This is a genomic window from Kribbella sindirgiensis, assembly GCF_004331435.1.
GTDB lineage: Bacteria > Actinomycetota > Actinomycetes > Propionibacteriales > Kribbellaceae > Kribbella > Kribbella sindirgiensis.
In genome coordinates this window covers 44,194-56,903 of sequence record NZ_SJKA01000006.1, presented here as the reverse complement: position 1 = coordinate 56,903, position 12,710 = coordinate 44,194, and the positions used below count along the sequence as shown (strand labels likewise).

At 68.0% G+C, this 12,710-nt stretch carries 11 protein-coding genes; 6 read left to right on the top strand and 5 right to left on the bottom strand.

Annotated features, from left to right (window positions below; all coding sequences use genetic code 11):
• The first annotated feature begins 177 nt into the window (after window positions 1–177).
• From E0H50_RS18105 to E0H50_RS18085, 5 genes are all read left to right on the top strand, one after another.
• The gene (locus E0H50_RS18105) at window positions 178–846 is read left to right on the top strand and encodes a TetR/AcrR family transcriptional regulator (protein WP_131289762.1); all 669 of its coding nucleotides are present in this window, start codon (window positions 178–180) and stop codon (window positions 844–846) included.
• An 81-nt stretch (window positions 847–927) separates the two neighbouring features.
• Window positions 928–1,830: an ABC transporter ATP-binding protein gene (locus tag E0H50_RS18100; RefSeq protein WP_131289760.1), complete on the top strand. Its 903-nt coding sequence runs from the start codon at window positions 928–930 to the stop codon at window positions 1,828–1,830.
• Complete coding sequence (locus tag E0H50_RS18095; protein WP_131289759.1) at window positions 1,827–3,431, top strand: ABC transporter permease; 1,605 nt, start codon at window positions 1,827–1,829, stop codon at window positions 3,429–3,431. The genes E0H50_RS18100 and E0H50_RS18095 overlap by 4 nt, the downstream gene beginning before the upstream one ends.
• Before the next feature lie 129 nt (window positions 3,432–3,560).
• Window positions 3,561–4,541 carry a calcium/sodium antiporter gene (locus E0H50_RS18090; RefSeq protein ID WP_131289756.1) on the top strand — a complete coding sequence of 327 codons (981 nt, stop codon included), beginning with the start codon at window positions 3,561–3,563 and terminating at the stop codon, window positions 4,539–4,541.
• A gap of 267 nt (window positions 4,542–4,808) precedes the next feature.
• Window positions 4,809–5,759: a hypothetical protein gene (locus E0H50_RS18085; protein WP_131289754.1), complete on the top strand. Its 951-nt coding sequence runs from the start codon at window positions 4,809–4,811 to the stop codon at window positions 5,757–5,759.
• A 132-nt stretch (window positions 5,760–5,891) separates the two neighbouring features.
• On the opposite strand, the gene E0H50_RS18080 is transcribed toward E0H50_RS18085, so the two are convergent.
• The 4 genes from E0H50_RS18080 to E0H50_RS18070 all read right to left on the bottom strand — a co-directional run bounded on the left by E0H50_RS18080 (window position 5,892) and on the right by E0H50_RS18070 (window position 9,623).
• A complete protein-coding gene (locus tag E0H50_RS18080; RefSeq protein ID WP_238151044.1) occupies window positions 5,892–6,401 on the bottom strand; it encodes a CinA family protein in 510 nt (169 codons plus the stop codon).
• A complete protein-coding gene (locus tag E0H50_RS18075; RefSeq protein ID WP_131289752.1) occupies window positions 6,398–7,582 on the bottom strand; it encodes an alcohol dehydrogenase catalytic domain-containing protein in 1,185 nt (394 codons plus the stop codon). The genes E0H50_RS18080 and E0H50_RS18075 overlap by 4 nt, the downstream gene beginning before the upstream one ends.
• A gap of 167 nt (window positions 7,583–7,749) precedes the next feature.
• Window positions 7,750–8,049, bottom strand: coding sequence for a hypothetical protein (locus tag E0H50_RS43005; RefSeq protein WP_165547189.1), 300 nt, complete (start codon window positions 8,047–8,049; stop codon window positions 7,750–7,752).
• Between the two features lie 62 nt (window positions 8,050–8,111).
• The gene (locus tag E0H50_RS18070) at window positions 8,112–9,623 is read right to left on the bottom strand and encodes an alpha-L-arabinofuranosidase C-terminal domain-containing protein (RefSeq protein ID WP_131289750.1); all 1,512 of its coding nucleotides are present in this window, start codon (window positions 9,621–9,623) and stop codon (window positions 8,112–8,114) included.
• 121 nt (window positions 9,624–9,744) lie between these two features.
• On the opposite strand from E0H50_RS18070, the gene E0H50_RS18065 reads away from it, so the two are divergent.
• A complete protein-coding gene (locus E0H50_RS18065; RefSeq protein WP_131289748.1) occupies window positions 9,745–11,004 on the top strand; it encodes an ROK family transcriptional regulator in 1,260 nt (419 codons plus the stop codon).
• Window positions 11,005–11,085: 81 nt separating this feature from the next.
• Here E0H50_RS18065 and E0H50_RS18060 read toward each other — a convergent pair whose 3' ends face one another.
• Window positions 11,086–12,684, bottom strand: coding sequence for an arylsulfatase (locus E0H50_RS18060; RefSeq protein ID WP_131289746.1), 1,599 nt, complete (start codon window positions 12,682–12,684; stop codon window positions 11,086–11,088).
• Window positions 12,685–12,710: the final 26 nt, after the last annotated feature.

Below are 12,710 nucleotides of genomic sequence, written 5' to 3'. Positions count from 1 at the left end.
CGACGGGAGTCGCGCCGCCATCGAGGAACTGCACCTCGGCCAGTACGCCGAACGCCGGGCCGGCAAACTGTCACTCGGCAACAAGCAGCGCCTCGAGTTGGGTCGGACCGTGGACAGCTCCGTACCCCGACACGCCAACGCTTGCGGTCGGATTGAACATGCGTTTAATGTTTGAACGTGCGTTCAACGCGAGCCTCGGACAGCGGGCCGCCGGTCGGTACGGCCGCGCGGATCCGGGATGCCGCGGTCGTACGGTTCGCCCGGGACGGGTTCTCGGCGGGGTTGCGTGCGGTGGCGGCTGATGCCGGTGTGACGGCGGGGCTCGTAGTGCACCATTTCGGGTCGAAGGACGGTCTGCGGGCGGCCTGCGACGCGTTCGTGCTGGACTTCATCCATTCCGAGAAGATGAAGGCGACGACGCGAAGCGTGAACGCGATCGCGCAGCTCGCCGAGGTCGAGCAGTACGCGCCGTACGCGATGTACGCGCTGCGCAGCATCCAGGCCGGTGGCGAACTCGGGAAGGTGTTCGTCGAGCGGATGGCCAAGGACGCCGAGGACTACCTGGAAGCCGGCGTGCAGTCCGGGATGATCCGGCCGAGCCGCGATCCGGCCGCGCGCGCTCGGTGGATGACGTACCAGCACACCGGCTCGCTGCTGTTGTGGATGTCCTTGCACGGCAAGGCGGTCGAGGTCGACGAGTTCCGTGCCGAGCTGCGCCGGATGTCCGACGAGATCACGCTGCCTGCGCTGGAGCTGTTCACCGACGGCCTGTTCGTCGACCGCACGATGCTCGACGACTATCTGATGTACGTCCCCGACCCGCCGGCCGAGTCCGAGCAGCGGTAAAGCACGCGGACACGGCGCTGCGGCGCCCCCTGGACGACATCACGCCGGGAGTATCCCGGAACACTCTGGAAAGGCTCAGCAATGCCTGCTGCCCTGGAGATCTCGCAACTGCACAAATCCTTTGGTCAGGTCAAGGCGCTCGACGGCCTCGACCTGTCCGTCCCGACCGGTCAGGTGGCCGGGTTCCTCGGCCCGAACGGAGCCGGGAAATCCACCACGATCAGGATCCTGCTCGGCCTGCTGCGCGCCGACGCCGGCGACGTGTCCGTCCTCGGCAAGCAGCCGTGGAACGACGCGGTCTCACTGCACCGCCGCCTCGCGTATGTCCCCGGAGACGTGAGTTTGTGGCCGAACCTGACCGGCGGCGAGGCGATCGACCTGCTGTCGCGACTGCGCGGCCGCCCGGACAAGAATCGCAAGAACGAACTCCTCGAACGCTTCGAGCTCGACCCCACCAAGAAGGGCCGCACCTACAGCAAAGGCAACCGGCAGAAGGTCGCTCTCGTCGCCGCACTCGCCGCCGACGTCGAGCTGCTGATCCTGGACGAACCGACCTCCGGGCTCGATCCCCTGATGGAGACCGTCTTCCAGGAGTGCATCGCCGAGGTCAAGCAGGACGGGCGTTCGGTCCTGCTGTCCAGCCACATCCTTGCCGAGGTCGAGAAGCTGTGCGACACGGTCACGATCATCCGCAACGGCCACGCCGTCCAGTCCGGCACGCTGGCCGAACTCCGGCACCTCACCCGAACAACCATCACGGCCACGATCGACCGCCACCCCACTGCGCTGGCGGCAGTCGCAGGGGTTCACGATTTGCAGTACGACGAAGGCACGGTCACCTTCGACGTCGACACGGACCAGATGCCGAGCGTGGTGCAGTCACTCGGGCAGCTCGGCGTACGCGCTCTGCACAGCGCTCCCCCGTCGCTCGAGCAACTGTTCCTGCGCCAGTACGGCGACGAGCTCGTCGGAGCGGAATCATGAGCAACGAATCCTTCGCCGCCACCGGCACCCTCGTCCGTTTCGCGCTGCGCCGGGACCGGATCAAGCTGCCGATCTGGATCGCCGGGATCGGGCTCGGGATGCTGTACGCCGTCAGCGCCCTGCCCACTGTCTACTCCACGCCGGCCGAGCGACAGGTCCGCGCGGGCCTGATGGACTCCCCCGCCGCCAAGATGATGTCCGGCCCCGGCTACGGCCTCGACAACTACAGCCTCGGCGCCATGATCACCAACGAGATGGTGCTGTACCTCGCCGTACCCGCCGCCATGATGAGCATCTTCCTCATCACCCGCCACACCCGCGCCGAGGAGGAGACCGGCCGCGCCGAACTCATCCGCTCGACCGTCGTCGGCCGGCATGCCGCAACCACCGCCGCCCTCATCGTCGCGGTCATCGCCAACACCGGCGTCGCGCTCCTGACCGCACTGGCGATGCTCAGCGGCGACCTCGCCGCGGCCGACGCATTTGCCGTCGGCATCGGCATCGGCCTGACCGGCCTCGCCTTCGCGGGCATCGCGACCGTGACCGCTCAGCTCGCCGAACCCTCCCGGGCCTCGTCGAGCCTGTCCATGGCCGTAGTAGGAGCTGCGTTTCTGCTGCGCGCGATCGGCGACGTCTCGCAGCAGGGCGGGAACTTACTGTCCTGGCTGTCGCCGCTTGCCTGGGTTCAGCAGACGCGCGCCTTCGTCGACCTCCGCTGGTGGCCGCTGCTGCTGCCGATCCTGGTCCTCGTCGCGACCGTTGCCCTCGGCTACTTCCTGTCCGTACGCCGCGATGTCGGCGCCGGACTCGTACCGCCGAAGCTCGGCCGCGCCACCGCTGCGCCGTCGCTGTCGACACCGTTCGGACTCGCGGTCCGCCAGCAACGCACCGGACTCGTCGGATGGGCCATCGGCCTGTTCATCTTCGCCGCGGCGACCGGTTCCCTCACCGAATCCGTCACCGATGCGGTGGCCGAGAACCCCCAACTGGGCGAGGTCTTCACCGCCAACGGCCAGGATCCGCTGGATGCCTTCTATGCCACCATGGCGTTGTTCTTCGCGCTCCTGATCGCCGCGTTCGCCGTGACGTCGGTACTCCGGCTACGGGCCGAGGAACGCACCGGACACACCGAAGCGGCGCTGGCCACCGCGGTCAGCCGACCGCGCTGGTACTTCTCCTGGCTCGGCTTCACCACCCTCGCCTCCGCAGGCCTCCTCCTGATCAGCGGCCTCGGCGTGGGGATCGGCGCGATGAGCGGCAGTGCAGACTTCGGCACCCTCGTCGAGGTCACCGTCGCCACACTCGCCTACCTACCAGCCGTCATGGTCGTCGCCGGCCTCACCGGCGCTTTGTTCGGCGTCCGTCCCGGGTTGTCGTCCCTGGCCTGGATCGTGGTCGGCTACGGCTTCTTCTTCGGCATGTTCGGCGCGCTCCTGGACCTGCCCGACATCGTCAGCGACCTGTCCCCGTTCGCCCACACCACACCCATGCCACTCGCAGACCTCCCACTCGCACCCCTCGCCGTACTCACCGCCCTCGCGGCTGTCCTCGTCATCGCCGGCAACCTCTCACACCGCAACCGCGACCTGGAATCAACCTGAGCACGCCTACCGATCCGTGAACCCGCCGACCGCAGCCTGCGGCCGTCGACAAGGCCAGCGGGCGGTGTACGGTGTCCGTGGTGTGCCGGGAAGCCTGGTCGGCGTCCGTCGACCTGTTGGAGCATCCCGATGATTGTGCAGATTCTCGTTGCCTTGGCAGGCCTGGTTGTTCTGACGTTCGCAGCCGACCACCTGGTGCTCGGTTCGTCGCGGCTTGCGGAGCGGGCACGGATCAACCCGGTCGTGGTCGGCGTCGTCGTGATCGGCCTAGGTACGTCCGCGCCCGAGTTCCTGGTTTCCGGCGTCGCGGCCGCCCGTGGGGACACCGGTCTGGCGGTCGGGAACATCGCCGGCTCCAACATCCTCAACCTGACCCTCGTCCTCGGCATCGCCGCGCTCGCGGGGTCGATCGCGGTGACCTCACAGGTGATCCGCCGCGAAGTACCACTCGCGGTCGGCGCCGTCGTCCTGTTCGCCTTCCTCGCCTGGGCGGGCCTGAACTCGATCACCGGCGGCGTGCTCGCGATCGCTGGTGCCGGAGCGATGTATCTCTTGCTTCGCTGGGCAACCCGAAGCCGCAGCAACGACGAGATCGCCGACGACGCGAAGGAGTTCACACAGGCAAACGCACAGGTCGATGTGCCGGTTCCGCCGTCGAGACTGCCCGCATGGTTCGAGCCCGTCCGAGCGCTTCTCGGGCTGGGCGGCGTACTCGCCGGCGCGCAACTCCTGGTCAGCAACGCGTCAGCGATCGCCGAGGACCTCGGCGTACCTCAGGTCATCATCGGCTTCACACTCGTTGCCCTCGGCACCTCACTGCCGGAGCTGGTCACCACGGTCCAGGCCCAACGCCGCGGCGAGGCCGATCTGGTCGTCGGGAATCTGTTCGGCAGCAACCTGTTCAACAGTCTCGTCGGCGGTGCCGTCGTCGGGTTCGCCTCCGGCTCGCACGGCACGGGCAAGGCAACCGTCGCCCTGAGCGTCACGATGATCCTCACCGCCGGGCTGGCCTGGGCGCTACTGCGTCGCGGCCTGGCCCTCACTCGGGTCGAAGCCCTCGTGCTCCTGGCCGCCTACCTCCTCACGATGCCGCTCCTGCTGTCGACGTAGCCACATCTGTCCGCGGGCGATCGAGCAGCCGGAGGATCAACGTGCCTGCCAGGTCGGGACCGCACACACCCTGACTCCCCCCAACAATTGCGGGACTGAGAAAATTCTCAGTAATTGCCGCGCCATTGTTCCTGAGAATTTTCTCAGTAACTGCTCATAAAAAGAATCACAAATCGCAGTCAACCGAACCACCCTGCCGTGCATCCAAAACCCATGTACGGGCGATACGCCCGTGGGGGTTATGTATAACGAGAGGGAACTTCTGTGTTGAGTAAGCGACGTGTTGCGCTGACGATGGCCGGCCTCAGCCTGGCCGCGGCAGCGGCGGTCCCTCTGACCGCGGGCGCGACCGCGCCGGGGCCGGACTCGTTCCGGGCCGCCGGTAAGGCCGCCGCCACCCTTCCGACCACCGCCGCCCAGGCCGCCACCACGGCCTGCGGCGTCGCGGTCGGTGCCGTCAACACCACCGGCACCGCCGGCGGCTACCACATCACCGCCACCAAGCCACCCACGGTGGCCAACCTGAGCCAGTACAAACTGTTCGGCGTCCGGGCCAGCTCCACCTGGTACGAAGAATCCGACCGGTCCACCGACGCCTACTACGGCATGATCCTGCAGGGCTCCAACCTGTACGCCGCCGCCACGATCTACACCGGCACCGCAACCACACCGACCGTCCGCGCCACCAAGCTCGGCACCGGCTGGAGCGGCTTCAACCACATCACCGACTCCAACTACGTCTACGGCCCCAACCAGCACTACTTCCTGTACGGCCTGCACGCCAACGGATCCATCTACCGCTACAAGATGTCGCCCACACCCAAGGCCTACGGCTCGGCCCCGGGCTTCAGCTCGGTCCGGGCAATGACGCTGATCGCCGAAACCGCGACGTACGACACGCTGCTCGTCACCACCCGCGGCGGCCAGCTCTACACAGTGCGAATCCCCGTCACCGCGCCGATGAAGCCGATCGTGACACAGGTCCGCGCCACCGGCTTCGGCGGCTACGACGAACTGGTCGCCCAACGCTGCGGCGCCACCAGCACACTGCTCACAGCGTTCGACCACGACACCAACCTCGCCACCGTCTTCGCCGTCGGCCACACCACCGGCCCCACCACCCCGATCCGCAGCTTCGGCAGCTTCAAAACAACCTTCGGCGCAAACGTCAACTTCCTCCTCACCGGCGCCTACGGCCCACAACGCCTCGGCGACTGAACCAACCGCACGACACACCCCTGCCCCGCCCGGCACAGCTGGACCGGGGCAGGGCAGTGCGGAGGCCTAGGGTCAGGGCTGGATTGCCTTGGTCCAGCACACCTGCGCGGACTCGGGGACGACCTCGGATGGTCAGAGTTTGTCGACGGCGGCGCGGAGCATCTCGATCGCCGCGACTGTTGCCTGCTCGACGACCTCTCCAGGCGGACCGTCGAACTTGTGCCGGTCCACGGTCTGACCGGCAGCCGAACTGACGGCCACGTAGACCGTGCCCGGCGGGTGGCCCTCGTCGGGATCCGGACCGCCGACGCCGGTCACCGCGACCGCCAGATCCGCGCCGAGCAACTCGACGCACCCCCTCGCCAGCTGTACGGCGCACCGCGCGTTCGCGACCGGCCCGCGGTCCACGTTCAGGACGCGGAACTTGGTTTCGGCCGCATACGCCACGACCCCGCCCGCGAACCAGACGCCGGCCTCCGGCGCGGCCCCGAGCCGAGAGGCGATCGCTCCGCTCGTGAGCGACTCGGCAACCGCGATCCGAAGGCCTTTCTCGAGGGCAGCGACTCCGACCCGCTCCGCGAGTTCGGCCGCGGCATTCACCCGGTCGCCGCCGGCCGGGGTCCAGCGGGACGTTGGGTTCACCCGCGGTCGCCTGGTTTCAGCAGGACCTTGACGGCGCCGTCCTGCTTGCGCTGGAACATCTCGTACGCCGCCGGCCCGTCCGCCAGCGGGAGCCGGTGGGTCGCGAAGGAGTCGACGCCGAGGGGGTCGTCGTCACCCAGCAGCGGCAGGATCTGGCCGGACCAGCGCCGTACGTTGGCCTGCCCCATCCGCAGCTGGATCTGCTTGTCGAAGATCGTCAGCATCGGGAGCGGGTCGGCCATGCCGCCGTAGACACCGATCAGCGAGATGGTGCCGCCACGCCGTACGATCTCGATGGCCAGACAGAACGCCGCCAACCGGTCCACACCGGCGGTCTGCATCACCTTGCGCTGCATCGCGTCAGGCAGGGCGCCGGCGAGCTTCAGACCGGCAGCTGCCACCGGCGAACCGTGGGCTTCCATGCCGACGGCATCGATCACCGAATCGGGCCCACGCCCGTCGGTCAGGTCCCGTACGGCGTCCGCGACATCGTCCGCGTACTCCAGCACCTCGACACCGCGCATCCGGGCGCGCTCCAACCGCTCGGCGACCAGGTCGACCCCGAGCACCCGATGACCGCGATGCAACGCGATGCGCGCGGCCATGTCGCCGATCGGGCCGAGGCCGAGGACGGCAACGGTCCCGCCCGGCGGAACCGCGGCGTACTCGACCGCCTGCCAGGCCGTCGGGAGCACATCGGACAGGTAGACGAAACGATCGTCGGGCGGACCGTGCGGAACCTTGATCGGGCCGTACTGCGCCTGCGGGACGCGCAGGTACTCCGCCTGCCCGCCGGGGACCTGACCGTAGAGCTTGGTGTAGCCGAACAGCGCGGCTCCCATCCCCTGCTCGCGCACCTGTGTCGTCTCACATTGGGTCTGCAGACCCTGCGCGCACATGAAGCAGGTCCCGCAAGCGATCTGGAACGGCACGACCACGCGATCCCCCACCGCCAGACCGGTCACGTCATCCCCGGTCTCCTCCACCACGCCGATCGTCTCGTGACCGAGCACATCACCCGCATCGAGAAACGGCGCCATCACCTCGTACAGATGCAGGTCCGATCCGCAGATACCACTCGACGTCACCCGGATCACCGCATCGGTCGGCTCCTCGATCCGCGGGTCGGGAACGTCGCCGTACTCGATCTTCCGTTTTCCCTGCCAAGTCAGTGCTTTCACGTCACTCCTCCGGTGGCCGCGCCGTCACTCGCCTTCAGAGAGCGCGGAGAGCACCCTTCACCCGACCCTCGACCACACCGGACTTGTCCCCCACCCTGCCCTCCGAGCGTTTCGGATCTGCTCCCCTGCCGGTGCCCCTCAGCTGCGCACCAACACCCCGCAGGTCGCTACGGTCGGCGGTCGGTACGTCGTTCACTCAAATCGATGCGTCGGCTACGCACCAGGAAGAATGTCCCGCCACCGACAACGGCAGCCACGACCACCACGGCGGCCACCACCCAGCCGGCACCGTCGTAGTCCCTCGGACTCGAGTTCGCGGAACCCGGCAGATCCGGCGCGGTCGAGCTGCTTGAGCCCGGCGACGGCGACGGCGCGGCCTGAACAATGACCGGTCCAGCAGCGAACGGTGCCAGGGCAAGCACCAGCACAGCCGCCGCAGCCAGCATTCGCCACGCTCTGCTGATCATGACCTGCCGGTGCCCACGGCGCACGGCGGCAAACGACCTCGGCCCGACGTGTTTCCCGCTGGTCATGGCACAACCGGGGCTGCTGTCGACAGTTCGATGATCGAGTACGAGCTCGGGGGAAGCTCGACCGCGAGATCCTCGTCCAACTTGAGCTCTTCGGAGCGTGGAACCACACGGTGCGGATCCGACAGGCTGTTCATGGCCAGCGGGTCGTCGGTGCTGAGCTGGTCGATGCGTACGACGTTCGTTGCCAAGGGCCGACCGAGGTCGATGAACAGCCGGACGGGACTGTGGCGGTCCCGGTTGACGACCGACAGCCAAACCGTCGAACCGCCCGGGTCCGCGGAGATGCTCGCGTCGATGGCCGGGATCTGGACAGGTGTGCGCTCCAGCGTCTCGCCGGCGACCGTTCCGCAGATGACGTCGCCGGCCAACGAGATCCCGCCGCTGTGGTGACGCTGCATCCACAGTGGCCAGTAGACGGTCTCGTGAACGACCTGGTCCTCGGTCACGGCCAGAGCACCGACAACGTTGATCGTCTGCGCGAAGTTCGCCAGACCGACGGAGCCGCACCGACGCTGCATGACGTTGAGGAACGACGCGACCGCGAGCGCGTCAACCGTCCGGTAGCGGGTCTCGCCCGGACGCCACAACGGACTCATCTCGAACCTGGTCGCGTCGGCACAGTTCCACTCGGTGAAGGCCAGCATCGGCTTCGGCGTACCGGGCTTCTCCCGGGCGACGAGGTCGACGAGTCCTTGGATCGCGTCGATCGCAGCCTCGGTCCGGTGTGGCCCGCTGAGGACCCGCTCGTAGTCCCCGCCTTCGGCGTTCGGGTCGAAGGGCCAGTAGGTGTGCAACGTCAGAAAGTCGATGTACTCCCAGGCCTCACGTAGCAACGCGAGGTTCCAGTCGACCGCCTGCGTCGGCTCGTAGCAGCCGACCGCGAGCACCTTCAGGCTGGGGTCCATCCGCTTGATGGCCTTGGCCCACTCACGACAGCGGACGGCGTTGTCCTGCGGGCCGAGCTGACCGAGCTCCCAGGTTCCCCACTCCTCGTTGCCGATCTGCCAGTAGCGGACGTCGAACGGTTCCTCGTAGCCGTGCGAGCGTCGCAGGTTCGCCCACACGGAGTCGCCGGAACCGTTGCAGTACTCCACCCAGGCGAGTGCCTCGCGCAGTGAGCCGGTGCCGGTCGTCAGGTTGATCTGCGGCTCGGCCCCGATCCGCCGGCAGAAGGCAACGAACTCCGCGGTCCCGAACCCGTTGCCGACGTCGTAGCCGAAGTGCGAGTCGACCGTCCGCTCGCGCTGGTCCGCCGGGCCGATGCCCCGTCCCCATTCGTACGACGTTCCGGTGCATCCGCCGGGCCACCGGACGACCGGCGTGTCGAGCTGCTCGACGGCCTCCAGCACTGCTCGGCGAAGGCCGGACGCGTCGGCGTCGGGATGGCCAGGATGATGCAAGCCCTCGTCGGCCACCCACCGGCGACGGGAGAGGAACTGTCCGTAGATCTCCGGACGAATCGTCCCGTTCACCGTCCCGCGCAGCTTGAACGTCGCTTGATTGCTCATCGAGCAAGGTCCCTTCGCTTATTTATCTCTAGGCTGAAGATAAATAAGCGGACTGCAGGTGTCAACGGTCGGCCGACCGTCGGCTGGGTCCCGGCGATGAGCCGTGTGTTACAACCGGAGGATGAAAGAGCCGACGGGGACACGCGAGGTTGCCGCCTCCGGGACGACCTCTCACCCGGGCAAGTCTCGCTCGACCCAGCTCGGCGACATCCGGGAGCAGAACTATTCGACGATCATGCGAGAGCTCATGCGCTCCGGTCCGACGGCTCGCACCGACCTCGCCGCGGCCATCCGGATGTCCACAGGCTCGGTGACCAGGCTCACCGGCGCCCTCGCACGCGCCGGTCTGCTCACGGAGGTTGCGGAGCCGGCGCAGCGCGCCAAGGGTCGTCCGAAGGTCCCGGTCGCCATCGACGAGTCGACGTACGGCGTGGTCGGAGTGCACTTCGGCCTGTACCGCGTCAACGCGTGCGTGATCGATCTGCGCGGACAACTCGTCGCCGAGGTTCACACGACGGAACGGACGACGCGCCTCGAGCCACTCGTCCGCAGCGCGGCCCGTTCGGTGCGGAAGCTGGTCGACGAAAGCGGCCTGACGATCCTCGGCGTCGGAGCGAGTACCGGTGGCTGGGTGGACAGTTCGGCCGGCCGAGTGCAGAGCCAGCCGGTCCTCGGCTGGCAGCGGGCCCCGCTGGCTACGGCGCTCCACCAGGCGACCGGTCTGCCGGTCCTGATCGATTCGCAGGTACGCGCACTCGCGCTGGCAGAACACTGGTTCGGCGCTGCGGCCGGAGTGGACAATTTCATCCACCTGTTCGTAGGCAACGTCGTCGGCGCCGGATTCGTCTTCAACGGCGCACCGTACCGGGGCGCGCACTCTGCCGCGGGTGGGCTCGACCACCTACCGGTCGCCGGCCGATCCAGCGAGACCTGCGTCTGTGGGAGCCGGAACTGCTTCGTCGTTGTCGGTGGCGACCTCGAGGTCGCCCGTCGCGCTCGCGCGGCCGGTCTGATCAGCGCGGAGCAGGAGGTGTACGACGTGTTCCGGCTCGCGGGGTCCGGCGATCCACGGGCCCGGCGGCTGCTCCAGGACCGGGCCGCACTGGTCGGGAAGGTCACCGCCACCTTGATCGAGATCCTCGATCCCGAACTGGTCGTCATCGGCGGCGGGATCAGCGCCCCCGTCGACCACGTCGCGATCCTCCGCGACACCGCTGTGCAGGAACTCGCCGCCGGTCGCGGCGGCGATGCCGCAACGCGGATCCTGCCGAGTGCCTTCGGACCCCACGCATTGGGCATCGCCGCCGGTGCGGTCATCCTGGATGCCGTGTACCGCTCCCCCGAGACCTTCGTGCCGGCACTGACCGCGAACGCCGGCTAGTACGTCAACCGGCGTGCCCGCTCGACCGCGCACGCGGGGCTGCCATGTTCTCCATCCGGTGTCCTTTCAGGGGAGTCACTTTCAGGCGGGCTGAACGGGCATCGTGGCGCGGGCCGCGAGGACATCGCCGTACGGGATCACGCCGACCTCGTCAGCCCAGGACTGCCACCGTGCGGCCAGATCGGCGACTCGCTCCGGGTGATCCGCGGCCTGGTCGTTGCTCTCGCTCCGGTCCACCGCGAGGTCGTACAACTCCCACGGGCCACCGAACTCCCGGACGAGTTTCCAGCGACCGGATCTGATCGCCGCGTTGCCGATGTGCTCCCAGAACAGGTCGTGTTCAACCGCGGATCCGCCGTGCAGGAGCTCGAGCATGCTGACGCCGGGCAGAGCCGGCACCCGCCGGCCCGAGCGCTCGGTCGGTGCCGGCACACCGGTTGCTTCGAGCAACGTCGGCGCGATGTCGGTCAACTGATGCGGCGCGTCGATGACGCCGCCGGTGAGGTCACCTGCGGGCCAGGACACGATCAGGGGCGTCGCGATGCCGCCTTCGTGCACCCAGCGCTTGTAGAGGCGGAAGGGGGTGTTCGACAGGTTCGCCCAGGCCTGGCCGTAGCTGGTGTAGGTGTCCGCCGTACCCGGCCTGATCTCGGGCGAGTTGCCCACACGCATCGGCGTACCGTCGGGTGCGCTCGGCGGAATGATCAGGTGGTGCCGGCGGAACCGATCCGCGCCTTCAGGATCGCTGCGCAGCTCTTCGGCGCAGCCTCCGTTGTCGGACAGGAACAGCACGATCGTGTTCTCGCGTTGTGCCGTGTCGTCGAGCGCGGTCAGGATCGTGCCGACCGCACGGTCCATGGCCCGTACCTGAGCGGCGTACGCCTCCATCCGCTCGAGTTGCCATTTCTGCTCGGGTTCGTCGTCCCACGCAGGAACGTCCGGATCGCGGCGGTCGAGTGTGGCGTCGGCCGCGCAGATGCCGGCGTCCAGCTGGCGCTGCCGCCGTCGGGTACGCAGGACGTCCCACCCCTCGTCGAACAGTCCCCGCGTCTCCGCCAGATCGGAGTCCTTCGCGTGCAGCGGCCAGTGCGGCGCGGTGAAGGCGACGTACCCGAAGAACGGGCGCTCGTCGTCGGCCGCATCCCTGATCGCCGACGCGGCATGCGTGCCGATCTCGTCGGTGTAGTAGAAGTCCGGGCCAAGGTCGTCCACCGGTACGGGCGTCTCGCCGTCGTGCAGCGTGGTGGTCTGGAAGTAGCTGCCCGCGCCGCTGATGGTGCCCCAGAAACGCTCGAACCCGCGACGCGTCGGCCAGCTCCGGTCCGGTCGCTCTCGCTCGTTCGACAGGTGCCATTTGCCGGTCATGTGCGTGTGGTACCCGGCTGCGCGGAACGTCTCGCTCAGCGTTGTGCAGTGCTCGGTCAGGCTGCCGGGATAGCCACCGGGGCCGTCGTTGTTCACGAGCTCGGCGACGCCGGTCTGGTGCGGATGGAGCCCGGTCAGCAACGAGGCGCGAGAAGGGCTGCAGCGGGCGGTGTTGTAGAAGTTCGTCAGTCGTACGCCGTTGCCGGCGAGACCGTCGATGTTCGGAGTACCGATCTCACCGCCGAAGCAGCCGATGTCGGAGTAGCCCATGTCGTCGACCAGGATGATCAGGACGTTCGGTCGCACCGTTGTCATCAATACCTCGCATTCATGGGATTCTG

Coding starts and splice junctions, on each gene's coding strand:
- E0H50_RS18095 (WP_131289759.1), top strand. CDS start 1,827: ATGAGCAACGAATCCTTCGCCGCCACCGGCACCCTCGTCCGTTTCGCG.
- E0H50_RS18070 (WP_131289750.1), bottom strand. CDS start 9,623: ATGAGCAATCAAGCGACGTTCAAGCTGCGCGGGACGGTGAACGGGACG.
- E0H50_RS18060 (WP_131289746.1), bottom strand. CDS start 12,684: ATGACAACGGTGCGACCGAACGTCCTGATCATCCTGGTCGACGACATG.
- E0H50_RS18100 (WP_131289760.1), top strand. CDS start 928: ATGCCTGCTGCCCTGGAGATCTCGCAACTGCACAAATCCTTTGGTCAG.
- E0H50_RS18090 (WP_131289756.1), top strand. CDS start 3,561: ATGATTGTGCAGATTCTCGTTGCCTTGGCAGGCCTGGTTGTTCTGACG.
- E0H50_RS43005 (WP_165547189.1), bottom strand. CDS start 8,049: ATGATCAGCAGAGCGTGGCGAATGCTGGCTGCGGCGGCTGTGCTGGTG.
- E0H50_RS18065 (WP_131289748.1), top strand. CDS start 9,745: ATGAAAGAGCCGACGGGGACACGCGAGGTTGCCGCCTCCGGGACGACC.